This window comes from Hydrogenovibrio thermophilus, assembly GCF_004028275.1.
Lineage (GTDB): Bacteria > Pseudomonadota > Gammaproteobacteria > Thiomicrospirales > Thiomicrospiraceae > Hydrogenovibrio > Hydrogenovibrio thermophilus.
Genome location: NZ_CP035033.1, coordinates 2,074,148 through 2,098,049, shown reverse-complemented (window position 1 = coordinate 2,098,049; position 23,902 = coordinate 2,074,148). Strand labels below are relative to the sequence as shown.

The 23,902-nt window shown below is 52.1% G+C and carries 24 protein-coding genes; 22 read left to right on the top strand and 2 right to left on the bottom strand.

All coding sequences use genetic code 11. The annotated features are described in order from the left end of the window. Window positions 1–9 precede the first annotated feature (9 nt). The 6 genes from EPV75_RS09845 to uraD all read left to right on the top strand — a co-directional run bounded on the left by EPV75_RS09845 (window position 10) and on the right by uraD (window position 5,330). Window positions 10–1,200, top strand: coding sequence for a urate hydroxylase PuuD (locus EPV75_RS09845; RefSeq protein WP_128385273.1), 1,191 nt, complete (start codon window positions 10–12; stop codon window positions 1,198–1,200). Between the two features lie 5 nt (window positions 1,201–1,205). Then, on the top strand, window positions 1,206–2,132 hold the full coding sequence (gene puuE, locus EPV75_RS09840) for an allantoinase PuuE (protein WP_128385272.1): 927 nt from the start codon (window positions 1,206–1,208) through the stop codon (window positions 2,130–2,132). A gap of 107 nt (window positions 2,133–2,239) precedes the next feature. After that, the gene (locus tag EPV75_RS09835; RefSeq protein ID WP_128385271.1) at window positions 2,240–3,244 is read left to right on the top strand and encodes an ABC transporter substrate-binding protein; all 1,005 of its coding nucleotides are present in this window, start codon (window positions 2,240–2,242) and stop codon (window positions 3,242–3,244) included. A gap of 2 nt (window positions 3,245–3,246) precedes the next feature. After that, window positions 3,247–4,041, top strand: coding sequence for an ABC transporter ATP-binding protein (locus EPV75_RS09830; RefSeq protein WP_068649310.1), 795 nt, complete (start codon window positions 3,247–3,249; stop codon window positions 4,039–4,041). Further along, the gene (locus EPV75_RS09825; protein WP_128385270.1) at window positions 4,038–4,820 is read left to right on the top strand and encodes an ABC transporter permease; all 783 of its coding nucleotides are present in this window, start codon (window positions 4,038–4,040) and stop codon (window positions 4,818–4,820) included. Before EPV75_RS09830 ends, EPV75_RS09825 begins: the two co-directional genes overlap by 4 nt. Before the next feature lie 12 nt (window positions 4,821–4,832). Continuing rightward, complete coding sequence (uraD, locus tag EPV75_RS09820; RefSeq protein WP_128385269.1) at window positions 4,833–5,330, top strand: 2-oxo-4-hydroxy-4-carboxy-5-ureidoimidazoline decarboxylase; 498 nt, start codon at window positions 4,833–4,835, stop codon at window positions 5,328–5,330. A 37-nt stretch (window positions 5,331–5,367) separates the two neighbouring features. Here uraD and gpt read toward each other — a convergent pair whose 3' ends face one another. Then, window positions 5,368–5,853, bottom strand: a complete 486-nt coding sequence (gene gpt / locus EPV75_RS09815; RefSeq protein WP_068649306.1) for a xanthine phosphoribosyltransferase — start codon at window positions 5,851–5,853, stop codon at window positions 5,368–5,370. A 369-nt stretch (window positions 5,854–6,222) separates the two neighbouring features. Between gpt and EPV75_RS09810 the strand changes: the two genes are divergently transcribed. From EPV75_RS09810 to glnT, 6 genes are all read left to right on the top strand, one after another. Further along, window positions 6,223–7,245, top strand: coding sequence for a fatty acid desaturase (locus EPV75_RS09810; protein ID WP_128385268.1), 1,023 nt, complete (start codon window positions 6,223–6,225; stop codon window positions 7,243–7,245). Between the two features lie 18 nt (window positions 7,246–7,263). Further along, the gene (locus EPV75_RS09805; RefSeq protein WP_068649302.1) at window positions 7,264–8,046 is read left to right on the top strand and encodes an N-acyl homoserine lactonase family protein; all 783 of its coding nucleotides are present in this window, start codon (window positions 7,264–7,266) and stop codon (window positions 8,044–8,046) included. 97 nt (window positions 8,047–8,143) lie between these two features. Next, window positions 8,144–9,004, top strand: coding sequence for a DMT family transporter (locus EPV75_RS09800; protein WP_068649300.1), 861 nt, complete (start codon window positions 8,144–8,146; stop codon window positions 9,002–9,004). A gap of 181 nt (window positions 9,005–9,185) precedes the next feature. After that, window positions 9,186–10,163, top strand: a complete 978-nt coding sequence (locus EPV75_RS09795) for an ABC transporter substrate-binding protein (protein WP_128385267.1) — start codon at window positions 9,186–9,188, stop codon at window positions 10,161–10,163. Between the two features lie 147 nt (window positions 10,164–10,310). Then, window positions 10,311–11,078, top strand: a complete 768-nt coding sequence (locus EPV75_RS09790; protein WP_128385266.1) for a creatininase family protein — start codon at window positions 10,311–10,313, stop codon at window positions 11,076–11,078. 12 nt (window positions 11,079–11,090) lie between these two features. Next, window positions 11,091–12,452 carry a type III glutamate--ammonia ligase gene (glnT, locus tag EPV75_RS09785; protein WP_128385265.1) on the top strand — a complete coding sequence of 454 codons (1,362 nt, stop codon included), beginning with the start codon at window positions 11,091–11,093 and terminating at the stop codon, window positions 12,450–12,452. A 69-nt stretch (window positions 12,453–12,521) separates the two neighbouring features. Here glnT and EPV75_RS09780 read toward each other — a convergent pair whose 3' ends face one another. Beyond that, window positions 12,522–13,307 (bottom strand): DeoR/GlpR family DNA-binding transcription regulator, encoded by a 786-nt coding sequence (locus tag EPV75_RS09780; protein ID WP_127119325.1) that lies wholly within the window; start codon window positions 13,305–13,307, stop codon window positions 12,522–12,524. Window positions 13,308–13,570: 263 nt separating this feature from the next. On the opposite strand from EPV75_RS09780, the gene EPV75_RS09775 reads away from it, so the two are divergent. The 10 genes from EPV75_RS09775 to eutC are packed head-to-tail and all read left to right on the top strand — an operon-like array spanning window position 13,571 to window position 23,884. Next, window positions 13,571–14,728: an ABC transporter substrate-binding protein gene (locus tag EPV75_RS09775; protein WP_128385264.1), complete on the top strand. Its 1,158-nt coding sequence runs from the start codon at window positions 13,571–13,573 to the stop codon at window positions 14,726–14,728. Window positions 14,729–14,786: 58 nt separating this feature from the next. After that, the gene (locus tag EPV75_RS09770) at window positions 14,787–15,845 is read left to right on the top strand and encodes an ABC transporter ATP-binding protein (RefSeq protein ID WP_128385263.1); all 1,059 of its coding nucleotides are present in this window, start codon (window positions 14,787–14,789) and stop codon (window positions 15,843–15,845) included. Window positions 15,846–15,853: 8 nt separating this feature from the next. Continuing rightward, window positions 15,854–16,771: an ABC transporter permease gene (locus tag EPV75_RS09765; RefSeq protein ID WP_128385262.1), complete on the top strand. Its 918-nt coding sequence runs from the start codon at window positions 15,854–15,856 to the stop codon at window positions 16,769–16,771. Between the two features lie 9 nt (window positions 16,772–16,780). Further along, window positions 16,781–17,605, top strand: a complete 825-nt coding sequence (locus EPV75_RS09760; protein WP_225972313.1) for an ABC transporter permease — start codon at window positions 16,781–16,783, stop codon at window positions 17,603–17,605. A gap of 17 nt (window positions 17,606–17,622) precedes the next feature. Continuing rightward, complete coding sequence (locus EPV75_RS09755) at window positions 17,623–18,624, top strand: phosphotransferase enzyme family protein (protein ID WP_128385261.1); 1,002 nt, start codon at window positions 17,623–17,625, stop codon at window positions 18,622–18,624. Window positions 18,625–18,653: 29 nt separating this feature from the next. Then, window positions 18,654–19,910, top strand: coding sequence for a class-III pyridoxal-phosphate-dependent aminotransferase (locus EPV75_RS09750; protein WP_128385260.1), 1,257 nt, complete (start codon window positions 18,654–18,656; stop codon window positions 19,908–19,910). A gap of 32 nt (window positions 19,911–19,942) precedes the next feature. Beyond that, on the top strand, window positions 19,943–20,716 hold the full coding sequence (gene fabG / locus EPV75_RS09745; RefSeq protein WP_029938729.1) for a 3-oxoacyl-ACP reductase FabG: 774 nt from the start codon (window positions 19,943–19,945) through the stop codon (window positions 20,714–20,716). Window positions 20,717–20,741: 25 nt separating this feature from the next. Then, complete coding sequence (locus tag EPV75_RS09740) at window positions 20,742–21,695, top strand: acetamidase/formamidase family protein (protein WP_128385259.1); 954 nt, start codon at window positions 20,742–20,744, stop codon at window positions 21,693–21,695. Window positions 21,696–21,710: 15 nt separating this feature from the next. Continuing rightward, window positions 21,711–23,105 (top strand): ethanolamine ammonia-lyase subunit EutB, encoded by a 1,395-nt coding sequence (locus EPV75_RS09735; RefSeq protein ID WP_128385258.1) that lies wholly within the window; start codon window positions 21,711–21,713, stop codon window positions 23,103–23,105. Continuing rightward, the gene (gene eutC / locus EPV75_RS09730) at window positions 23,102–23,884 is read left to right on the top strand and encodes an ethanolamine ammonia-lyase subunit EutC (protein ID WP_128385257.1); all 783 of its coding nucleotides are present in this window, start codon (window positions 23,102–23,104) and stop codon (window positions 23,882–23,884) included. Before EPV75_RS09735 ends, eutC begins: the two co-directional genes overlap by 4 nt. Window positions 23,885–23,902: the final 18 nt, after the last annotated feature.

Sequence of the window (23,902 nt, the reverse complement as noted above, 5' to 3'; positions counted from 1 at the left end):
GAGTGTTAGATGGACCCGCAGATTCTGGAGTGGCTGAATTTAAACGTCAAGTGGATTCACTTGATTGTTGGGATTGCCTGGATAGGGGCGTCTTTTTATTTCAACTGGCTGGAAGGCAACCTTGAACGTCAGAAAGCGGGGTTGAATAAAGGCGTGGCTGGCGACTTGTGGGCCGTGCACGGCGGTGGTTTTTACCATGTCGAGAAGTTCGAAGTGGCGCCGGAAAAACTGCCGGAAACGCTTCATTGGTTCAAATGGGAAGCCTATCTGACCTGGATTACCGGCTTCACGCTTTTGGTGTTGGTGTTTTATATGTCGCCAACGCTTTACATGATTGACCCTTCGGTGGCCAATCTTTCACCAGGCCTGGCCATTTCCATTAGTGTTCTCTCGCTGGCCGTTGTCTGGCTGATTTACGACCGTCTCTGCAAAACCGCTCTGGTCGAAAACAACGCACGATTCTTTTGGGTGATGTTCATTGGGTTAACATTGCTCGCCTATCTGTTTACCGAACTGTTCAGCGCTCGCGCCGCTTACATTCAAATGGGTGCCATTATCGGCACCTTGATGGTGGCCAATGTCTTTTTCGTCATCATTCCATCGCAACGCAAGATGGTGGACGCCATGAAGCAAGGCGAGGTGCCGGATCCGGCGACCGGCAAAGCCGGTTTTCAACGCTCTTTCCACAATAACTATTTCACCTTGCCGGTGCTTTTTATTATGATCAGCGGGCATTATCCGCTCACGTTTGGCAGCGAATACAACTGGATGATTTTGGCCGCGATTGCCTTGATTGGCGTGTTGGTGCGTCATTACTTCAACTTGAAAAACCAAGGCAAGGTGCATCATTGGATTTTGCCTCTGGCGGCGGTATTGATGGCGTTATTAGCCTACCTAACCATGCCGAAACCGCAAGAAACGGTGTTGGAGAGTGAGGTGACATTCGAGGCAATTGAACCGATTATGGCGCAACGTTGTGCCACTTGTCACGCGGCCAATCCAACCGATCCGGCGTTTAAAGTGGCGCCGAAAGGCGTGGAGTTGGACACGCGCGCCAAAATTGAGCAGCAGGCCGATGCGGTTTACGCGCAGACGGTCACTTCAAAGGCGATGCCGATTGGCAATTTGACTCAGATGACGCCGGACGAACGCGCGCTGTTGGGGCAATGGTATTTGACCCTTAAAAACAAGGAGTCGTAATCAAGATGGAAGAATCAAACGGTTTAACGTATCCAGATTATCCAAGGGACATGGTGGGCTACGGGGCGAATCCGCCGAAAGTGACCTGGCCGGGTAAAGCCAAGCTGGCTTTGCAGTTTGTCATCAATTATGAAGAGGGCGGCGAGAACTGTATCTTGCACGGCGACCCGGCCTCCGAAGCCTTCTTATCCGAAGTCATGGGCGCTTCGCCCTGGCAGGGCCAACGTCATATGAGCATTGAAACGATATACGAGTACGGTTCGCGCGTCGGTTTCTGGCGATTGCATCGATTGTTCACCGAAATGGGCATTCCGGTCACGGTGTTCGGGGTGGCGATGGCCTTGCAGCGCAACCCGGAGGCGGTTCAAGCCATGCTGGATGCGGATTGGGAAATCGCCAGTCACGGTTACCGCTGGATTGACTACGCGGCGGTCGACCCGGAAGTGGAACGCAGTCATATTCGTCAAGCGCTGGAAATTCACACCGCCTTGACCGGGCAAGAACCCTTGGGGTGGTACATCGGGCGTAACAGCGACCAGACCCGACGCATCTTGCTGGAAGAGACCACACCTTTGTACGATTCGGATTCTTATTCCGATGAACTGCCGTTTTGGGTACAGGAAGGTGGCCAACCGCACTTGGTGGTGCCTTATACCTTGGACGCCAATGACATGCGTTTCGCCACTTCGCAAGGGTTTAACTCGGGCGACCAATTCTTTACGTATTTAAAAGATTCTTTTGACGTGCTGTATGCCGAGGGCGATGTGGCCCCGAAAATGATGTCCGTTGGGTTGCATTGCCGCTTGGTCGGCCGGCCGGGGCGCTTTGCTTCTTTGAAACGCTTTATCGAATATGTGCGTCAGCACGACGATGTTTGGTTATGTACCCGGGCCGATATTGCTCGGCATTGGGCGGCCAATCACCCGGCTTGACCGACGTATTTTTTACAACCATTTTATTAACGATTGAATCCTATCAACGTTGGCAACGGGGTTAACGGTTTAGGTGTTCATATTTTATCGACACTGGAGACAACAATATGAAACTCAAACGGTTTTTTGCGCTTGCGCTGACGGCAATGACGGCCTTACCGGCTTTGGCGGCCACCCCGGTTAAATTTACGCTGGATTGGAAATTCGAAGGCCCAGCCGCGGCCTATTTGGTGGCCTTAGAAAAAGGCTACTATAAAGACGCGGGCCTGGACGTAACCATTGATTCCGGTAAAGGGTCATTGGATGCCATTCCAAAAGTGGCTTCCGGCACGTACCAGTTCGGTTTTGCCGATATTAACTCCTTGATCAAATTCAAAGACCAGAACCCGAATTCGGAATTGAAAGGGATTTTGATGGTTTATGACAAGCCGCCGTTTGCGATTATCGGTTCCAAGCAAACCGGTGTGGCCAAGCCGAAAGATTTAGAAGGTAAAACATTGGGCGCGCCGGCACCGGATGGGGCTTATGCCCAATGGAAAGCGTTTACCGACGTGACCGGCATCAATCCGTCGGAGGTGAATATCGATAACGTCAGTTTTGCGGTGCGCGAATCCATGCTGGTGCAAAAGCGTGTGGATGCCATTACCGGTTATTCGTTCTCTTCCTTCCTGAACCTGCGCAAAATCGGTCTGCCAGCGGAGGACATCAATGTGATGTTGATGGCGGATTATGGTCTAAAACTCTACGGCAACACCATTTTGGTGAACCCGGAATTTGCCAAGCAAAACCCGGAGCTGGTCAAAGGCTTTGTTAAAGCGACCATCAAGGGTTGGCAATACGCGGTGGCGCATCCGGAAGAGAGTATTCAATATGTCATCGAACGGAATAAAATTGCCAAGAAGGCGGTGGAAACCCAGCGTTTGCAAATGTGCATCGACGACAATGTCGTGACCGATAATGTAAAAGCGAATGGCTTTGGTGGCGTCGATTCGGCACGGATGGCGGAAGCCATCGACCAGGTTGGTTTGACGTATGACTTTAAGAATAAGCCAACGCCGGAAGCTGTGTTTACTGAAGAATTCTTGCCTGCGAAATCGGAAAGAGAGCTGTAAGTATGTCCGAGTTTATCAAGCTTGAAAAAGTTTCCCTGAGCTACAACGGCTCGACCGAACTTCAGGATATGGCGATTCATGAAGTGGATATGTCCATCCAGCAAGGCAGCTTCACGGCTGTGGTCGGACCAAGTGGTTGTGGTAAATCAACGATGATGAAGCTTTTATCCGGTTTGCAGGCACCGACGCTGGGCTACGTTTTTCTGGATAACCGGGAAGTCAATGGCCCGGTGTCCGGCGTAGGCATGGCATTTCAGAAGTCCACCTTGCTGCCTTGGCGAAACATTATCGACAATGTGTTGTTGCCGTTTGAAGTCAGCCCGGATTATGAACACCGTTATCGACGCAGAAAGTCGGAGTACGTTAACAAAGCCATGAGCTTGTTGGAGCAAGTCGGCCTGAAAGGGTTCGAGCATCATTTTCCGTGGGAGCTGTCCGGCGGTATGCAACAGCGGGCGTCGATTTGCCGAGCGTTGGTGCATGAGCCGAGTTTGTTGATTTTGGACGAGCCTTTCGGGGCCTTGGATGCGTTTACGCGTGAAGAGCTTTGGATTATGTTGAGCGAATTGCAGCAGGCGAAAAAGTTCACCGTTTTGCTGGTGACGCATGATCTGGAAGAGGCCGCTTATTTGGCGGATGACATTTATGTAATGTCGACCCGTCCGGGGCGGATTACGCATCATGAAAAGGTGACGTTTGAACGGCCGCGTGCCATTGATATTCGTTATGAACCGACGTTTTCCAAACTGGTGCAGAAGTTGAGAGGCTTTATTAAGTCCGCGAAGGAGGCTGCATGAAACGTACTCTTTGGTCTTCTTTCTCGCAAACCAAGGCGTTTGAATATGGCGCTCCGGTCACGATTTTTGTGTCGGCGCTGGCGCTTTGGCAGCTGGTCTGTATGTGGGCCGGGATTCCCGAGTATTTCCTTCCGACACCGGCGAAAATCGCCGCGACCATGGTGGAATATCAGGAAGCCCTGTTGGAAAACGGTTGGCAGACGCTGAAAACCACGGTCATCGGATTTGGTATTTCGGTGGTGTTCGGGGTGGCGATTGGAGCCGTGATCGGTAACTCCAAGACGCTTTATAATGCACTCTACCCGTTGTTCATCGCGTTTGAAACCGTACCGAAAGTGGCCGTGGTGCCGATTTTGGTGCTGTGGTTTGGCATTGGCACCACCCCGGCCATTTTGACCGCTTGGTTGATTTCATTCTTCCCGATTGTGGTGAATGTATCGACCGGGCTGGCCACGTTGGAACCGGAAGTGGTGGATGTCATGCGGGCGCTGAAAGCCAGTAAACGCCAGATTTTATTTAAGGTGGGCATTCCGAATACCTTGCCGTATTTTTTCGGCGCCTTGAAAATTTCCATCACACTGGCGTTTGTCGGGTCGGTGGTGGCGGAAACCGTGGCCGCGAATTCCGGTGTCGGGCATTTGATGTTGTCGGCTCAGGCCAACTTCGATGTGCCGCTGGTGTTTGCAGGCCTGGTCGTTTTGGCCTTGGAAGGTCTCGCGATGTATACCATCTTCGCTGTGCTGGAAAAGCGCATGACGCGTTGGGCGTTCCGTAATTAATTGGGAGGGAAGATGACGTTAATGGAATTGAACCAGTTGTCGGAGTCTCAATTTGTAGAGGCGTGCGCGCCTCTGTTGGAACATTGTGAATGGGTGCTGCCGAAGCTGGCCGCGGTACGCCCGTTCGCTTCCTTGGCGGTCATGCAAGAGCGGCTGGCGCAGCTTATTCAGGCGGCACCGCTCGAGCAGCAACATGAGGCTTTATGCCAGCACCCCAAGCTGGGAGTGGGGCGAGCTCAACCGGGCTTTTCGCAATCCGAACAAAAGGGAGCGGGGCTGAGTCAGTTAACCGAGCCGGAGATGGCCTTGTTCGCGGAATTGAACGAGCGTTATGAATCGAAAATGGGGTTTCCATTTGTGGTTGCGGTCGCTGGCATGACCAAGGAAACGATCTTGGAACAGATGCGTTCACGTTCCGAAGCCACTCCCGAACAGGAGTGGCCAGTGGCATTGGCCGAGCTGATTAAGATTGCGCAGTTGCGCGTTTGTAAGTTAGTTTCCGACGCCTAAAGTAGCACCATACGTAACACCATTCTGCGGGCGTCGTTCATTCGTCCGCGTCTTTTGAAATGGGCTTGGCGTAGCTCAAGTCCAAATCCCATGGAAAGTAAATCCACGTATCTTGGCTGACTTCGGTCACGTGTGTGTCCACCAATGGCTTGCCTTCCGGCTTGGCGTAAACCGTGGCGAAATACGCTTTCGGCAAACGTTCACGTACAAATTTCGCCGTTTTCCCGGTATCCACTAAATCGTCAATTAAAAGAAAGTTCTCGCCATCCTGTGTCGCCGTGACGTCACTTAAAATGACCGGTTCGCTGATTTGTTTGTGGCTGTAAGTGCGCACTGAAATACTGTCGATCAGGCGAATGCCCAATTCGCGTGCAATGATGGTGGCCGGAATCATGCCGCCGCGGGTGATGGCGATGATGCCGTCCCATTGGGTTTCCAGTGTCAGAAGCTCTTTGGTCAGGGTGCGGCAGTCGCGGTGTAGTTGGTCCCAGGATACAAGGTAACGGTCTGTGTTGTTTGGCATGATAAGGTGTCTCTTTCACTGTGTTTGGTTACACGTTACGTGTTGAAAATAAAAGAGAATATTATACTGTGAATCGGGTTTTCGACCAAGATGGGCGCGGTGTTTTTTGAGGGGAGACTCTGGTATTTCAGAATGGTGCTTTAAGAGATCAGTTGAGCACTAGACTGGTGCATAAGGGAATCGTTCAAAATCACAAAATTATTATAAGTTATTGTTAATAAAAGTATTGTTTCGATGGCATACAAGGTGCTTGCAGATTTGCACATAATTTTATTATTACTAAATGTAACTTTCATAATAATGTGTCAATCGACTGAATAATCACCAGGCCTGGCGGTTTTGGGAATCAGTGGATTAAGTGAGGCGAAGATGGTGAAAACAAATAAGGCAACCGGTTTGTTCCGGCACGACGATGCAGCCTTGCCGAATGCGTTGGCATTTGGGTATGTGTTATTGACCTACGGATTCGGGTTGTATTTTATGCTGTCCGATTCGGGCTGGCTGAATGCGGTGGGGGTTTTGGCGCTGGCGCATTCGATGGTGATTGCGGCCTATCTGATTCATGAAACGGCGCATTTGAGTTTGTTCCGAAAAAAAGAGCATAACCAGTGGTTTTCGGAAATTCTGTTGTGGATTACCGGCACCAGTTATTCGCATTTCGACGATATTCGTAACAAACACAACCGCCATCATATCGACCGGGCGGATGTGGTGTCGTTCGACTTTCGTCCGTTGTTGGAAAAGCATCCGCGATTTTTGAAACTGTTGAAAACCCTGGAATGGTTTTACATTCCGGCGTTGGAAGTCTGGATGCACTTTCTGGTCATCGTCTTGCCGTTTATTAAAGAAAGCCGCCGTTCCAGACGGGCGCGCGTGGTGTTCTTTTTGGTGGTTCGCGTGGCGTTTTTCTGGGCGCTGGCTTCGGTGTCGATTGATGTATTGTGGTTGTATCCGATTGCGTATTTGATGTTCTTGACGGTGATGCGTTTTATGGATACGCATCAGCATACTTATGACGTGTATGAAACTCTGGATCAAAAGCGCGGGCCGGAAGCGCGCCTGCGCGACGCTCAATTCGAGCACGACAATACTTATTCCAATCTGCTGTCGGAAAAGCACCCTTGGGTGAACTTGCTGGTGCTGAATTTCTGTTATCACAATGTCCATCATGACAGCATGTTACAGCCTTGGTATCGGTTGCCAAAATTGCACCAGGAATCCTATGGCGACGACGAGCGTCAAGTGTTGACGTTCCGCCATCTTATGAAAAGTTTCCACCGTTATCGTGTGCCGCGCATTTTAAACGCCGACCCTGTCAATTTGCCGGTGAAGCAGGATGAAGGCGAAAGCTTTATCGGTGTGGATGGCGTGTCTTTTTTGACGGCGCATTAAAACGAGATTGGAGCGAACATGACGCAAGTAACCAAATTTTGGCCGATTCTCACCGGCCGTCATACCTATGAAAAAACCTTGTCCACGCGCGGGCGCGGACAGGGTGAAATCATTCAGGCGCCGATTTTGGCCTATTTGATTGAAACCAAAAACGGTCGCATTCTGTTTGATGTGGGGTGTGATTATCAAAAAATTCAGCAAAAAGAGCAGCGCGCCCATTATTACGAGCACGACGGTTTTCCATTCGGGCCGCCGGAAATGGATGAGGAAGAACGTTTACCGAATCGTTTGCAGGAACTGGGGTTGAAAACCGAAGACGTGGATTTGGTGTTTTGCAGTCATTTGCATTTCGATCATGCCGGCGGCTTATGCGAATTCTGCCATGCCGAAGTGCATGTCCACGCTCAGGAAATGGCGGCGGCGAAAGAGCCGGCGGACGATGCTTATTTTGCATCCGATTTCGAGTTGCCCTTGAATTGGAAGTTGCAAACCGGCGAGTACGATTTAACCGATGGGGTCAGTGCGATTGAAACCCCGGGGCATACTGCGGGGCATATGTCGATGCTGGTGGAGTTGCCGAAAGGCCCGCCGATTTTGTTGGCGGGTGATGCGGCGGACTTGACGGAGAATATCGAAGATGAAGTCGCGCCCGGTTTGTGCTGGCAGGATAACGAGCAATTGGCGATCGAGAGTATCCGTAAATTGAAATACCTCAGTGAGAAACAGCAGGCGGCGCTTTGGCCGAATCATGATTGGGCATTTTTCCAGCGCCATAATCGATTCCCGAACTTTTTCGAGTAGAAAGGCGGAGCCGTCAGGCCCGCTTTACGTTAGTAACTTACCCGGCAGCGTCACGCTGTCTTTTTTTTGGATGATGGATTTTTAAGGATTTTAGGTTATGGAACTTGTCGCCACGGTGGTGCTGTTTTTTTCCTCGGTTTTATGGGGCCTGGCTTGGTTGCCGTTGAAGTATTTGCATGAGATGGGGTTTGACGGCATTCCGCTGACCTTGTTTTTGTACACCATTATGTTGGTGGTGATTTTGCCGTGGATTTGGCGCAAACGTTCGGAAATTCGTCCGTCCTGGAAAATCTTGCTGGCCATCGGTGTGTTGGGTGGCGGGGCGCAGCTGGCGTTCAATACCGCGATGATTTACGGCGAGGTGATTCGGGTCATGGTGCTGTTCTATCTCTTGCCGGTTTGGGGCGTGATTGGCGGCCGCCTGTTTTTGGGGGAAGCCATCGACCGGGTGCGTTGGTTAGGGTTAGGGCTGGCGGTGTCCGGCGCCTTCTTGGTGGTGGGCGGTTGGAAAGCCCTGGAATCGCCGCCGTCCTGGATTGATGCGCTGGCGCTGTTGTCCGGTTTTTTGTTTGCCATGAATAACATTGCTTTCCGGGTGTCGCCGAAGGTGGACGTGTCGCTAAAGTTAGCCTTTATGTTCGGCGGTTCGGTGTTGATGGCCAGCGGGGTCATTCAGGTGATGTCCTTGCCGACCTTGCCGGATGTCAGTCTTCAGGCCTGGGGGATTTTGTTCTTGTTCGGCGCGGTTTGGATGATGATGGCCAACCTTGGGACGCAATGGGCGGTGACGCACATGGAAGCCGGACGTTCTTCGATCATCATTATTATGGAGCTGGTGACGGCGGTCTTGTCGGCCAGTATTCTGTTGAATGAAACCATGAGCCCGACGGAAATGGTCGGCGGCTTGTTAATTGTGGTGGCGGCGTTCCTGGAAGCTCGTCGTGCAAACGGGCACTGAATTGCACCATATGAAAAATATTTGACCCAAAGTAATGCGATTTAACCGATCTTAGGATCGGCTAAAATCACGTTGTTTTTGTTATGTTGTTGAAAAATAAAGACAAAAAGTTTTTTGGTTCGACCTGTGTTTATAAATTATTACCTTTCTCTTAAATTGTAATAACTAAGGTGGTGTAATCATGTTCTCATATAAAAAGCTATTAGGTGGTCTTGCGGGGCTGTTGCTTTCTGTTCAAGCGATGTCGGTCAGTGCCGAGCCGTTGAAGATTGGATACAGTGACTGGCCAGGATGGGTGGCTTGGCAGGTCGCAATCGAAAAAGATTGGTTTAAAGAAGAAGGCGTGGACGTCAAATTCGAATGGTTTGACTATGTGGCGTCAATGGATGCCTTCGCGGCCGGACAGTTGGACGCGGTTGGCATGACCAACGGTGATGCGTTGGTAACCGGTGCGACCGGTGCGCGCAGCGTTATGTTCCTAATGAATGACTACAGTAACGGTAACGATATGGTGATCGGTGCGCCGGGCATTGAATCCGTTAAGGATTTGAAAGGCAAGAAAGTCGGCGTGGAAGTCGGTTTCGTGAGCCACCTGTTGTTGCTGAACGCTTTGAAAGCCAATGGCATGAGCGAAGGCGATGTGGAGTTGGTGAATGTGCCGACCAATGAAACCCCACAAGTCTTGGCGTCCGGTCAAGTGGATGCGATTGTCGCTTGGCAGCCAAGCTCCGGTTCGGCATTGAACTTGGTACCGGGTTCGAAAGCCATCTATACCAGTAAAGATGAGCCAGGTTTGATTTACGATATGTTGTGTGTCTCGCCAAGCAGTTTGTCGGCGAATCGCGACGATTGGGTAAAAGTGGCCAAAGTCTGGTATCGCGTTGTGGATTTCATCAAGGATCCGAAGCACTATGACGAAGCCATCGAAATCATGTCTTCTCGTGTTGGCCTGTCTCCGGACGAGTATAAAGGGTTTGTGGACGGCACCAAAATCCTGACCTTGGAAGAAGCGAAGAAACACTTCCAAAAAGGATCTGGGTTCAGCTCTCTGTATGGTTCGACACAATTGTCTGACGACTTCAACGTCGCCAACAAAGTTTACGATACGCCACAAGACGTGAACGCTTATATCGATCCTTCCATCACAACGGGTCTGTAATCGGCTGAACGGCTGAATCGGACTCAAAAGGCCACTGGTTCCAGTGGCCTTGTCTTTTAACACCTCTCTGTTTTCTGTTATTCGCAACGTACCTGGTATGGGGTAAGGGGTGCGGCTTATTTGAAAACCGAGTTGAAGGAGAAAACCATGAAGTTATGGCATGACCTGACGTGGGAAGAAATCGGCGAGTTGGTCGAACAGGGCATGGATGCCGCATTGCTGCCGGTCGGAGCGACCGAACAGCATGGTCCGCACTTGGGGTGTGGCATGGATTCGGAAATCGCCCGTCATTTGAGTGAGCAGGTCTCGGCCAAAACCCAGGTTGCGGTGCTACCGACTTTGCCTTACGGCTGTTCCATTGGGCACTCGCATCGCTGGCCGGGCACCATTGCCTTGCAGCCGAAAACCTTGATTGATGTGGTTAAGGAAATCGGCGACTGGGTGGCGGCTTCCGGGTTCAAGCGCCTGTTCATTCTCAACAGTCATGTGTCCAATTTCGCGCCGTTACGCTGTGCGTTGGAAATGCTGCGTGCTGAGCACGACGGCTTTATGGTGGCGCTGATTAATTCGTCCACCGTCAGCGAACGCGTCAAGGAGCGGCATTTCGACGACGCCGAGGATTGGCACGCCAATGAGGCGGAAACGTCATTGATGATGGCGTTGGCGCCGAACTTGGTGCGGAACGATAAGTTAACAACCAGTGATGATCCGGACCGGACGGAAGACTGCGTGTTTTCCCATCCGGTGAATCGCACCAGTTTGAATGGCGTGACCGGAAAACCGAGCGACGCTTCGGTTGAAAAAGGCCGGGAGCTGTTCGATTGGATGGTGGATGATCTCAGCGCTCTGGTGGTGAAAGGCTTACAAGAAGAGGCGCCTTTGCCTCATGGCTATTTTGATCAAACAAAGGGATAAAAGGATAAACAAATGAATTCGAAAATTGATGTGGATGCGATGCAGCGCCGCTTGAAAGACATGGGCATCAAATATTGTTTGGGTGCTTATGTGGACATTCACGGGGTGCCGAAAGGGAAGTTCGTGCCGATTGACCATTTGCACCATATGGTGGAAGGGTCCGAATTGTACACGGGGTACGCATTGGATGGTTTGGGGCAGATGCCGAACGACGATGAAATCGCTTCGGTGCCGGATCTGGACAGTTTGATTCAACTGCCTTGGCAACCGGAGGTGGCTTGGATGGCGGCCGACAATACCTTGCACGGCGAGCCTTATGAAATCAACACGCGTGTTGCTTTGAAGAAAGTCTTGGCGGAAGCCGAAGAGATGGGCTTCGGGTTTAACTTGGGAATCGAGTGCGAGTTGTTCGTGCTGAAAGAGGAAGAAGACGGTTCCTTGTCCGTGCCGGATAAGGACGATAAGCTCATTAAGCCGTGTTATGACGTGCGCAGCTTTATGAACCGCTTCAGCTGGCTGGATAAGATGGCGACCACCATCAACGATTTGGGTTGGGATTTGTACTCGCTCGACCACGAAGACGCCAACGGTCAGTATGAATTCGATTTCAAGTTCAGCGATGCGCTGACCATGTGCGACCGTTTTATTTTCTTCCGTTACATGGCGAAACACTATGCGCAGGAAGAAGGTTTGCTGGCGACCTTTATGCCGAAGCCGTTTGCGAATAAAACCGGTAACGGGGCGCATTTCAATATGTCGTTGTTCGATAAGGATACCGGCGAAAACGTCTTTGCCTGTGATCCGAAAGACGATCCGCGCGGTTTGGGCTTGACCGAAATCGGTTACCACTTCATTGCTGGTGTTTTGAAGCATGGCCCGGCCTTGTGTGCGGTTTTCTCGCCGACGGTCAACAGTTACAAGCGCCTGATTCGCCAAGGGGCGATGGCAACCTTCTCCTGGGCGCCGGTGTTCAATTCCTTCGGTTCCAATAACCGAACCAATTCGGTGCGAGTGCCGATGGGCGGCGGGCGTTTCGAGTCGCGTAATGCCGACGGCTCGGTGAATCCGTATCTGGCGGCGACGTTGGTGTTGGCGGCCGGTTTGCAAGGGGTGCGTGAGAAATTGGATCCGGGCATGCCGCAGGAAGACAACCTGTATGAGTTGTCGGAAGCCGAGCGTTTGGAAAGAGGTATCGAATTCCTGCCGCAAAACTTGGCGGAGGCGGTGGAAGCCTTTGCGGCCGATCCGTTTGTTGAGGAAGTGCTGGGTTCCGAACTGCGCAACGAGTTCATTAAATACAAAACCGAAGAATGGGAGGAGTACCACCGCACGATTTCCGAATGGGAAATCAAGCGTTACAGCCACTTGTTCTGATTGGCTGTATTCGATTCATTCTGTTCAGCTCGGGCCAAGGTGGGAAATCGCCAGGCCTGGGCGTTTTGGTTATTTGACCACGGTCCAGCTGACGTCGTTCTGATTCAGCGCCTTGGTGACCGCTTCCGGCATGGGTTGGTCGGTAATCAATAAATCCACGTCTTCAAACCCGCACACCCGCTCCAGTTTCCCCAAACCAAATTTTGAATGGTCCGCCAGAATGGATGTTTGGCGTGAGCGTTTAATCATTTCCCGCTTCAACGCGGCCACGTCCTGGTCGTATTCCGTAATGCCTTCCAAGGTAATCGAACCGCAACTCGAAAAGCAATGGTCCGCATTGAATTGCTGGACGGCGGAAACTGTCGCCGCGCCATAGCAACTGCCTTCCGATGCGCGGTATTGGCCGGGCAGCATGATGATTTGATGGGTCGGGTTTTCCGAGAGCGCGATGGCGATGGAAAAGCTGTTGGTGATGACCGTCAGTTCTTTTTTGGTGATGGCGAGGCGATTCGCCAGAAAGGTGCAGGTCACGCTGGAGTCGAACATTAACACTTGCCCGTCGCTCACTTGCTTTTCCGCTTCCTTGGCGATGCGCATACGCTCTTCCGGAAAAATGTTCTTACGCTGATTCAGCACGCCTTCCTTGGCGGTCGACATATTTGCGGCGCCGCCGTGGGTGCGTTGCAGAAGGGATTGCTCGGCCAGGGCGTCGATGTCGCGTCGAATGGTTTCGATGGAAACATTGAATTCCTGCGCCAATTCGGAAATCAGCACAACCGGCTTGATTTGCAGTAGATGCAGGATGCGTTCGTGCCGTTGGTTTTTGTTTAAACGAGCGGGAGCGATGGGTTGCATGTCGAAGTCCGTAACAATTGATTTGTGCTTATCTTACCGTATTTAGGTGGAATATTTTGTGGTGATTACAACATTTTTATGTAAATTTTGGTGCAAAAGCGGGCATAAAATGTGGCATCAATATGGTTCATATTGAGATGAAAAATATTAATATGTTGATTTAAATGAATTATTTTTTATTTGGGTGCATGTTTGCTTTTTTGCTCAAAACCAAGTTTTTGTGGTTTTTACCAATTTTATTGATGTCTCATAGGAGGTTTGCAATGGCAAGTTCTAATTTTGGAAGACGTGATTTTCTGAAAGCTGCAGCGGCAATGTCGGCGACGGCGGCAATTCCAGGGTTGTTTCCAGGGGTGGCGAATGCCGCTCGTACCAACGAATTGAATATTTTGGTGTGGGAAGGTTACAACTCGGACAATGTTCTAGACCCGTTTCGTCGTGAGTTCGACACCAAAGTGTCGGCGGAAAACGTCATTTCCGACCCGGATGCCGTGAATAAACTGCGCGCCGGCGAAACCAAGGTATGGGATTTGATTAACCTGAACAACCCCTGGGCACGGGAGCTTCTCTATCCGGAAGGATTGATCAAGCCGTTGGATCAGGAACGCTTTAAACCCTATTTCGACAAGATGATGGACGAGTTCAAATGGCCGTATAAGTGGGCGATGAGTCTGGACGGTAAAGACCTGTTGGGGATGACGCAACGTTTCGGGCCTTTGTCTTTTGTGGTCAATACCGATGTGATTTCGCGTCCGATGGCCGAAGATCAGGGGTTTAACCTGTTTATGGATCCGAAGATGAAAGGACGTTACGGGATTTTGACCTGGGCGAACTGGAACATTTATCACATGTGTATTACGGCCGGCTTCTCGCCGTTTAAAAAACACACCAAAGAAGAAATGCAGAAGTTCAAGGAAGTGGCCACTTACATCTTTAAAAACGCCAAGATGGCGTCGGATGACCATTTGGCGATGAACCAGGCTTTGATTACCGGCGAGATTGACGCTTACTTCACCGGCGGAACCTATTCGTGCTCCGTGGCGCGTTATGACGGCTTCTCGAATGTTCGTGGCATCACGCCGAAAGAAGGGCCGATTAATGGCAAAGGTGGGATTGTCTGGGTGGAAGTAACCTCCATCGTCAATAACCCGAACCTGTCCACGAAAGCCGAAGATTTCTTGGAGTATGTCCAAAGACCGGATGTGTCCAAAAATGTGGCGTTTGCGGAAGGGTCCCATAACCCGGTTACTCAAATGGGGATTCCGGAAGTCATGAACGCCTTCACCAAGAAAGAATTGGATGCGATTCAGTTCGACAGCCTGGAGTGGGAGTTGGAGCATTGCGCCGATTACGACGTGAACCCGGATTACGCCGAAATGCTGGAGTTGTACACGGCCGCGCGTCGTGAAGCGAAAGGATAAATCGTAATTGAAACTGGCGGGCACGTTTCACGTGCCCGGCTTGAAAGAGAGATGGACTATGGATCAAGAAACGATTCTGAAGTTAAAAGACGTCGACAAATTCTTTAACGATTTTGTGGCGGTCGACCGAATCAATCTCGATGTGAAAGACGGTGAATTTTTCACCATCGTCGGGCCGTCGGGCAGTGGGAAAACCACCATGATTCGTATGTTGGTCGGCATGGACAAACCGACAAATGGCGAAATTTCGCTGCGAGGCAAGGTCATCAACGACGTGCCGGCCAATAAACGGCCGACCTGCATGGTGTTCCAGTCGCTGGCCCTGTTTCCACATAAAACGGTCGGTGAAAACATCGAGTTCCCAATGAAAATCAAGGGCGAACTCAAGAATTACCGCAAGGCACGAGCCATCGAGTTGCTCGAGCAATTGCACCTGTCGGAAAGTTATTACGACAAGATGATTACCGAATGTTCGGGCGGGGAAAGACAACGTGTCGCCCTGGCGCGTGCCCTGGCATTCGACCCGGAGATTCTGTTCTTCGACGAACCTTTGTCGGCACTGGATTACCGTCTACGTAAGACGCTGGAAAAAGAGCTGAAAGACATTCAACGTAAGACCGGCAAAACCTTTATTTACATCACCCACTCATTGGAAGAGGCGATGGTGATGAGTGACCGCATCGGCATTATGCGCCGCGGTCGACTGATTCAAGTGGGCACGCCCGAAGAAATCTACAACAGCCCGGTGAACGGCTTTGTGGCGCAGTTCATGGGTGAGGTCAATCAATTTGAAGTGGACGTGCGCGGCGACGAACTGGCCGACTCGAAAATGTTGGCGACCTACCGTTCGCCGAATCCGGCTTACGACAATTCTTCGGGCATTCTGATTGTGCGTCCGGAAGACATGCGTTTGCTGTCGCCGGAAGACACGGCGGAAAACGAATTGGAAGGCACGTTGGTGAACCAGTATTCGCTGGGCTCACGCACCCAATATCAAGTGATGGTCAACGGCAAGACGCTGCTGGTGGAAATGCTTGGTGCCGGTGTTGATGTATCCGAAGGGGATGAGGTTAAGGTGGGTTGGTCCACCGACAGCGCCATCCTGTTGAAAGAATAAGGTGTGTTATGAAAACGACATCCGAAAAAGAAGAAAACGGCGCCGAAACGCCTAAGCGTTTTCGCCAGGCCTGGCTGAAAGACTGGTTGAAGCAGACCGGGTTTTTGTTGTCGCTGCCAGTGATGATTCTGTTTTTCGCCGGCTTCATCGGACCTTTACTGTTGGTCGGTATCTACAGTTTCATGCCGTCGAAAGAATTCGGACTGGACCATGTGCCGACGCTGGAAAACTATGCTGATATTTTCAGCAGCAGTTATTACCTGTCGTTCGGTTGGTCGTTGATTCTGGCATTGGTGACCACGGTGTTGTTGATTCTGATCAGCTGGCCGGTCGCCTATGGGTTGGCGAAAAGCTTTAAGCGCTCGATGATTTTGACGCTGATTTTGGTGTTGCCGTTATTCGTATCGGAAAACGTGCGTCTGTTCGGCTGGGTGCTGATGCTGGTGAATCACGGGGTGCTGGACGGCTCCCTGAACGCCATGTTCGGCGTGGATTTGCCGAGTTTGCTGTACAACGTGCCGGTGATTCTGCTGGGATTGCTGTACACCTATCTGCCGTTCATGTTGTTCCCGATGGTGCTGGGCATTTCCATGATTCCCGAATCCTGTCGCGAGGCCAGCTTCGATATGGGCGCCAACCGCTGGCAGGTGTTCAAGGAAATTGAATTGCCGTTGGCCATGCCGGGCATTCTTATCGGTTCCCTGTTGACCTTCGTGTTGGTGATGGGGTCGATTTCCGAAGCCAAAATCTTGGGTGGCCAATCCATCATCATGATTTCGCACGATATCGAAACCGCGTTTACCTATGCGCAGAACTGGCCGTTAGGCTCGGCACTGGCGACCCTGTTGATTTTGTTGATTGGGGCTTTGGTTCTGACCCTGTTGTCGAAACTCGATTTAGACCGTTTGTTCGGTCGTAAGAAATAAGGAAGTCTTATGTCAGCCATGTATCAAAGTCGATTCACCTCCGCCAACCAGAAGCTGATGCGCTGGTGGACGGTGATTGTCATTTTGTTCCTGTATATGCCGATGCTGGCCGTGGTGTTGGCGTCTTTCTCGAAGATCAAATTTTTCATGTTCCCGGTGAAGATTTGGTCGACCAAATGGTATGAATCGGTCTTCAATTCCTTGTCGATTCGGGAGTATGTTTTCACTTCTTTGAGTATCGCCGCCGTGGTCACCGTGATTTCGGTGGTGATGGCCATTTTCGGTGCGCTGGCGTTTGCACGTTATGACTGGAAAGGGCGCAGCATCTATCAAAAAATGATTCTGTTGCCGATTTTCTTTCCGCAGGCGGTGTTGGGCTTGGCGATTCTGTTGTGGACGTCCTCATTAGGCATTACGCCGACCTGGCACACCGCGATTTTCGCGCACCTGGTGTGGATTGTCCCGATCGTCACGCTGGTCATCGCCATTCAGGTGTACGGTTTCGACCCGTCGGTGGAGGAAGCCGCTTATGACCTGGGCGCATCCCGTGTGCAGGTCTTCAAGGAAATCACTTTGCCGATTCTGTGGCCGGGCATCTTCTCCGGTGCCTTGTTCGCTTTCTTATTGTCCTGGGGCAATTTCCCGCTGTCCACCTACACCACCGGGGCCGACCAAACCGCGCCGGAATGGCTCTACGCCAAAATGGTGGCCGGTTATACCCCGCAGGTTCCGGCATTGGGATCGCTGACCGTGTTGATGGCAGCAATCATTCTGTTCGGCAGTTATTGGCTGGGCATGCATTTTAAAAAGAAAAAACAACGAGCAAAGACGTGAGGTAGCCGTAAGGATCTATGTTTGAACAAATGAGTTATGACGCGCAACTGGCCTATCTGCAAGGCGTTGCGGAAAAAGCGTTGCAAAAGTGGGCATTGCCCGAACCGACGGGTTTGAAGCTGTTGAGTTTGTCGGAAAACGCCACCTACCGTGTCGACTTACCGGATCGGAATCCGTTGATCTTGCGGGTACACCGCACCGACTACCATTCCCGCGACGGCATACAGACCGAATTGGATTGGATGAAAGCCTTGCAGGAAGACGCTGGTATCCAAACGCCACAGTCCATCGATGGTCGTGACGGTTCCGCGATTCAGGAAGTGGTGTCGGAGGCTTTGGACGAAGTGCGTTATGTGACGTTATTTCATTTCATCGATGGTGAAGAACCGGACGAATCGGACCTAATCGAACCCTTCAAAAAATTGGGCGAAGTCACCGGCAAAATGCACAACCACGCACGCGGTTGGACGTTGCCGAGTTATTTCGACCGTTTGGTGTGGGATTACGATGGTTGCATCGGCGACACGCCCAATTGGGGTGACTGGCGAAAAGGGCCAGGCCTGAAACCGGAAGATGTCGGAACACTGGAAGCGGTCTCCGATTTGATTAAACAGCGGCTGGCCGCCTTCGGGCAATCGCCGCAACGTTTCGGTTTGATTCATTCCGATATTCGCCTGGCGAATCTGCTGATTTGCGGTGACGACACCCGGGTCATCGATTTTGACGATTGCGGGTTGGGCTGGTTTTTATATGACCTGGCATCGGCGGTCAGCTTTATCGAAACCAACCCCGGGTTGGATAAGGTGATTGACGCGTGGGTGGAAGGCTATCGACGCAGCGCATCGTTTTCCGAAGAAGAGGAACGGGAAATTCCGACCTTCATCATGATGCGGCGTTTAACCTTATTCGCCTGGTTGGGTTCGCATCCGACGGCGGATTTGGCTCAGGAATTAGGCGATTCATTCGCACAGGGTACGGTGGAGTTGGGTAACGCCTATCTGGCACAATTTCAATCATAACGCAGTGATTTAATGTAAGGATTTGACTAATGGCAAGTGAACAAAAACAGGCCTTTTTAGAGAGAACCAAAAAGGTTTGGAACCCGGGGAAAACCCAGGATTGGATCGATACCGGCGTCGATATTGTCATCGACCGACGCGAAGGCTATTGCTTTTGGGATATGGACGGGCACCGTCTGATCAATATGCATTTGAACGGCGGGGTCTATAACCTCGGGCATCGCAACCCGGAAGTGATTCAGGCGGTGACCGACGCCATGCAACATTTTGACATCGGTAACCACCATTTTCCGTCTTTGATGCGTACCGAACTGGCGGAAAAACTGCTGGCGACGGCACCGGAAAATATGCAATACGCCATCTTCGCCAGCGGCGGGGGCGAGGCCATCGACATCGCTTTGAAGTCGGCGCGCCATGCCACCGGCAAGAAGAAAATCGTGTCGTTGCAGAACTGTTACCACGGCCATACCGGTCTGTCGGTGAAAACCGGCGCGCCGCGTTTCAATGAGATTTTCTTAACCGAACCCGAAGCTGACCAGTTCGTTCAGGTGCCGTTTAATGATTTGGAGGCGATGGAAGAGGCGTTGTCCGGGAAGGATGTAGCCTGTGTCATCATCGAAAGCATTCCGGCGACTTACGGTTTCCCGATGCCGGCCCCCGGCTATTTGCAAGCGGTGAAGGCCTTGTGTGAAAAATACCAGGCCTTGTATGTGGCGGATGAAGTACAGACCGGCCTGATGCGAACCGGCCAGATGTGGTGTTGCACCGGCTATGGTGTGGAACCGGATTTACTGGTCACCGGTAAAGGATTGTCCGGCGGGATTTATCCAATCGCCGCCGTGTTGGTGACCGAGCAAGCCGGTCAATGGTTGACCGAAGACGGTTGGGCGCATATGTCCACTTTCGGCGGCTCGGAAATCGGTTGTGCCGCGGCCATTAAAACTCTGGAAGTGGCACAACGACCCGAAACACTGGAAAACATTCAGCTTATCAGCGAGTATTTTGATCAGGCGCTGGCCGACTTACAGACCCTGTACCCGGACTTCTTCGTCGGTGTTCGTAAGAACGGCCTGGTGATGGGGCTGGAATTCGATTACCCGAGAGGGGCCGAACTGGTAATGCAGGAACTTTATAAACAGGGCGTTTGGGCGATTTATTCTGCGCTGGACCCGAGAGTGTTGCAGTTCAAAGCCGGTTTGTTGATGTCGCTGGAGTTATCGAAAGAGGTTATGGACATTCTGGAGTATTCCATTGATGCGGTGGTGAAATCGTTACCGAAGACCTAAGCCGTTATTGAAGTCGTTTAAAAGGAGGTTATATGTTGACATCCATTCAAGGAAAAACCGTTTTAATCACCGGTGCCAGTAAGGGCATTGGGCGTGGCATTGCTAAAGTGTTCGCCAAGCAAGGCGCCAATACCGTCATCGTAGCGCGGCATTTAGACGCCGCTCAAGCCGTGGCCGATGAATTAAAGGCCGCCGGTTACGAAGCCATGGGCGTGGCCGCCGATGTGGCCGACAAGGCTTCATTGCAATCCGCGGTGCAAACCGCGGTTGAAGCCTACGGCGGTTTGGATATTCTGTGTGCCAATGCCGGGATTTTCCCGTCCGCCAGTTTGGAAGAAATGACCGAAGAGGATTGGGATACGGTGATGAACACCAACCTGAAAGGGACATTGTTCAGTGTGCAAACCTGTTTGCCGGAATTGAAGAAGTCCGGGGCCGGACGGGTGGTGATTACGTCGTCGATTACCGGGCCGATTACCGGATTCCCCGGCTGGAGCCATTATGGCGCCTCCAAAGCCGGGCAGCTCGGGTTTATTCGCACCGCCGCCATCGAATTGGCGAAATACGGTATCACCGTGAATGCCGTCATGCCGGGCAATATTTTGACCGAAGGCCTGGAAGACATGGGCGACGATTACCTGACACAAATGGCTTCCTCGATTCCGCTGAAACGTTTGGGGTCGGTTGAAGACATTGCCAATGCCATGTTGTATTTCGCGTCGGAAGAAGCGGGTTACGTCACCGGGCAAACCATCGTCGTCGACGGCGGACAAGTGTTGCCGGAATCTCTGGAAGCGGTCGGTTAACCGCTAAACGGATTGGGAGAGCATCATGTGTCAATGCGGCCAACATACGATTCATGCGCTGGGCAAACAGCAAAGCCATTGCGGATGGGATTGTGATAATCGTCCCGAATTGACGGTGGCGCCCGGTGATTGCATCGACATAGAGGTGCACGATGCGTCGGGCGGTCAGTTATCGTTGGACTCCGGCGTGGATGACGTCATTAATTTCGATTTCGATCGAATCAATCCGGTCACCGGACCGGTTTGGGTGGAAGGGGCCGAACCCGGCGATGCCTTGAAAGTCACGCTGCTGGATTACGAACCGTCCGGCTGGGGCTGGACCGCCAACATTCCGGGCTTCGGCTTATTGGCGGACGAGTTCGAAGAGGCGGCTTTACACCTTTGGCAGTATGATCCGGACAGTTTGTCGCCGGCGTTATTCAATGAATTTGCGAAAGTGCCCTTGAAACCCTTTGCCGGCACCATTGGCGTGGCACCGCCGGAAAAAGGGTTTCACAGCATTGTGCCACCGCGGCGTTGGGGCGGAAACATGGATATTCGTGACCTTGCCAAAGGCAGCGAGCTTTGGCTGCCGGTCGGTGTTGAAGGCGCCTTGTTCTCCATTGGCGATACCCACGCCGCGCAAGGTGACGGCGAGGTGTGCGGTACCGCGATTGAAAGTCCGATGACGGTATCGGTGAAGCTGGAATTGGAAAAGGCGCAGAATCTGCCCGCGCCGAAATTTGCCACACCGGGGCCGGTCACGCGTCATTTGGATGCCGAAGGGTATCACGTCACCACCGGCGTCAATCATGACTTGATGACCGCTGCCCGTGATGCGGTGCGTTACATGATCGACGAGTTGCAGAAACAGCATCAGTTGGCGGCGATGGATGCTTATATGTTGTGCAGTGTGTGCGGCGATTTGAGAATCAGTGAAATCGTCGATGCCCCCAACTGGATCGTCTCGTTTTATTTTCCGAAATCGGTTTTCTCATAGGTTTTTTCGCAATTTATGGCTCAGTATCACTACACTTTAGGGCAACTGGTCTATCGCTTTGACGACTTGAAGGATTTGATGGCGAAAGCCACGCCTTTGCGGTCCGGCGATGTGCTGGCACAAGTGGCGGCCAAAACCGAAGAGGAACGGATGGCGGCCCGTTTCGCGCTGGCGGAATTGCCGTTGAAAACGTTCTTGAATGAAGCCGTGGTGCCTTACGAATCGGATGAGGTGACGCGTCTGATTATGGACGATTGGGACGAAACCGCGTTTGAACCGATTGCCCATTTGACGGTGGGCGACTTCCGGGACTGGTTGTTGGATTACGATACCGATGCCGCGGCCTTGGCGACGGTGGAAGCCGGTTTAACTCCGGAAATGGCGGCGGCGGTCTCGAAGCTGATGCGCAACCAGGATTTGATTCTGGTGGCCAGCAAAAAAGAGGTGGTCACGCGTTTCCGGAATACCATAGGCTTGAAAGGCGGGCTGTCGACACGTCTGCAACCCAATCATCCGACCGACAGTACGCAAGGCATTATTGCCTCGACCTTGGACGGTTTACTGAACGGTTCGGGCGATGCGGTCATCGGCATCAATCCGGCCACGGACAATGTTCAGGCGGCCTCGGCTTTGATTCGGTTGCTTGATGAAGTGCGGCAACGTTACGACATTCCGATGCAGTCCTGCGTGTTGACCCACGTCACCAACAGCATGGTGATGATGGAACGCAACGAGCCGGTGGATTTGGTGTTTCAGTCGATTGCCGGAACCGAGGGTGCCAATAAAACCTTCGGTATTGATTTAGCGGTGCTGGCCGAAGCGCATGAGGCGGCCTTGTCGCTGAAGCGGGGCACGGTTGGCGATAATGTGATGTATTTCGAAACCGGTCAGGGCAGCGCCCTGTCGTCCGGTTTTTTTCATGGCGTCGATCAGCAAACGCTGGAGACACGAGCTTACGCCGTGGCGCGCAAGTTCCGGCCGTTGTTGGTGAATACGGTGGTCGGTTTTATCGGCCCGGAATATCTGTTCGACGGTAAGCAGATTATCCGTGCCGGGCTGGAAGACCATTTCTGCGGCAAGCTGCTGGGCGTGCCGATGGGGTGCGATATCTGTTACACCAATCACGCCGAAGCCGACCAGAACGATATGGATAACCTGCTGACGTTGCTTGGCACGGCCGGAGTCAATTTCATTATGGGCATTCCCGGCGCCGACGACATCATGCTCAATTATCAGACCACGTCCTTCCACGATGCCAATTATTTGCGACAGGTGTTGGGTAAAAAACCGGCTCCGGAGTTCGAGCGCTGGCTACGGGATATGGGGATTCAGGATGCGGCCGGGCACCTGTTACCCGAAAACCAGCCGACGCCGTTATTGACGAATCAAACGTTTGGGGGCGAAGTATGAAGGCGTCTCAGCCGCAGGTTTTACAGGATTTGGCGAAACTCAAACACATCACCGAGGCGCGCATCGGTTTGAAGCGAGCGGGTTCCAGTCTGGCGTCAAAGGAGGTGCTGACGTTCGATTTAGACCACGCCCGTGCGCGCGATGCGGTGCATTTGCCGTTTCAACCCGAAGCCTTGGCAGAGCCAATCGAGGCGTTGGGCGTGTCGACCCTGACGATTGAATCGGCTGCCGCGGACCGTATGACTTATTTACAGCGCCCGGATTTGGGGCGCAAGTTGGGGCTGGAGTCCCGCACCTTGTTGCAGCAACAAACACAATCACAGGCACAAGAAAGCACGGAAGCCGATGTCTGCATCGTCATTGGCGACGGTTTGTCGTCCAAGGCGATTCAACAGAATGCCGTGCCGTTTTTATCGGTTTTGTTGCCGCTGTGTCGGGCCAAAGACTGGCGACTGACGCCGGTGCATCTCGCCACTCAGGCACGTGTGGCCTTGGCGGATGAAGTGGGAGAACAGTACGGTGCAAAACTGGCGGTGGTTCTGATTGGCGAACGCCCCGGTTTGAGTGCGGCGAACAGTATGGGCATTTACATGACTTACGAGCCGCGTGTCGGCCGTTCCGATGCCGAGCGCAACTGCATTTCCAATATCCGCCCGGGCGGCCAAAGTTACGAGCAGGCGGCGGATTTGCTGGTGCGGTTGATGGAAGGTGCTTTGCAAAAGCGGTTGTCCGGCGTGGGTTTGAAAGACGATTCCGAAGAAACGCCGTTGATTGAATAAACACCCGCGCGAAAAACG

Excerpts from the sequence above, each read along its gene's own strand:
- EPV75_RS09830 (WP_068649310.1), top strand. The coding sequence starts at position 3,247 with ATGTCCGAGTTTATCAAGCTTGAAAAAGTTTCCCTGAGCTACAACGGC.
- EPV75_RS09775 (WP_128385264.1), top strand. The coding sequence starts at position 13,571 with ATGGCAAGTTCTAATTTTGGAAGACGTGATTTTCTGAAAGCTGCAGCG.
- EPV75_RS09805 (WP_068649302.1), top strand. The coding sequence starts at position 7,264 with ATGACGCAAGTAACCAAATTTTGGCCGATTCTCACCGGCCGTCATACC.
- gpt (WP_068649306.1), bottom strand. The coding sequence starts at position 5,853 with ATGCCAAACAACACAGACCGTTACCTTGTATCCTGGGACCAACTACAC.
- EPV75_RS09825 (WP_128385270.1), top strand. The coding sequence starts at position 4,038 with ATGAAACGTACTCTTTGGTCTTCTTTCTCGCAAACCAAGGCGTTTGAA.
- EPV75_RS09810 (WP_128385268.1), top strand. The coding sequence starts at position 6,223 with ATGGTGAAAACAAATAAGGCAACCGGTTTGTTCCGGCACGACGATGCA.
- EPV75_RS09835 (WP_128385271.1), top strand. The coding sequence starts at position 2,240 with ATGAAACTCAAACGGTTTTTTGCGCTTGCGCTGACGGCAATGACGGCC.
- fabG (WP_029938729.1), top strand. The coding sequence starts at position 19,943 with ATGTTGACATCCATTCAAGGAAAAACCGTTTTAATCACCGGTGCCAGT.
- glnT (WP_128385265.1), top strand. The coding sequence starts at position 11,091 with ATGAATTCGAAAATTGATGTGGATGCGATGCAGCGCCGCTTGAAAGAC.
- EPV75_RS09740 (WP_128385259.1), top strand. The coding sequence starts at position 20,742 with ATGTGTCAATGCGGCCAACATACGATTCATGCGCTGGGCAAACAGCAA.
- EPV75_RS09845 (WP_128385273.1), top strand. The coding sequence starts at position 10 with ATGGACCCGCAGATTCTGGAGTGGCTGAATTTAAACGTCAAGTGGATT.
- EPV75_RS09735 (WP_128385258.1), top strand. The coding sequence starts at position 21,711 with ATGGCTCAGTATCACTACACTTTAGGGCAACTGGTCTATCGCTTTGAC.
- uraD (WP_128385269.1), top strand. The coding sequence starts at position 4,833 with ATGACGTTAATGGAATTGAACCAGTTGTCGGAGTCTCAATTTGTAGAG.
- puuE (WP_128385272.1), top strand. The coding sequence starts at position 1,206 with ATGGAAGAATCAAACGGTTTAACGTATCCAGATTATCCAAGGGACATG.
- EPV75_RS09750 (WP_128385260.1), top strand. The coding sequence starts at position 18,654 with ATGGCAAGTGAACAAAAACAGGCCTTTTTAGAGAGAACCAAAAAGGTT.
- EPV75_RS09800 (WP_068649300.1), top strand. The coding sequence starts at position 8,144 with ATGGAACTTGTCGCCACGGTGGTGCTGTTTTTTTCCTCGGTTTTATGG.
- EPV75_RS09765 (WP_128385262.1), top strand. The coding sequence starts at position 15,854 with ATGAAAACGACATCCGAAAAAGAAGAAAACGGCGCCGAAACGCCTAAG.
- eutC (WP_128385257.1), top strand. The coding sequence starts at position 23,102 with ATGAAGGCGTCTCAGCCGCAGGTTTTACAGGATTTGGCGAAACTCAAA.
- EPV75_RS09795 (WP_128385267.1), top strand. The coding sequence starts at position 9,186 with ATGTTCTCATATAAAAAGCTATTAGGTGGTCTTGCGGGGCTGTTGCTT.
- EPV75_RS09760 (WP_225972313.1), top strand. The coding sequence starts at position 16,781 with ATGTCAGCCATGTATCAAAGTCGATTCACCTCCGCCAACCAGAAGCTG.
- EPV75_RS09770 (WP_128385263.1), top strand. The coding sequence starts at position 14,787 with ATGGATCAAGAAACGATTCTGAAGTTAAAAGACGTCGACAAATTCTTT.
- EPV75_RS09790 (WP_128385266.1), top strand. The coding sequence starts at position 10,311 with ATGAAGTTATGGCATGACCTGACGTGGGAAGAAATCGGCGAGTTGGTC.
- EPV75_RS09755 (WP_128385261.1), top strand. The coding sequence starts at position 17,623 with ATGTTTGAACAAATGAGTTATGACGCGCAACTGGCCTATCTGCAAGGC.
- EPV75_RS09780 (WP_127119325.1), bottom strand. The coding sequence starts at position 13,307 with ATGCAACCCATCGCTCCCGCTCGTTTAAACAAAAACCAACGGCACGAA.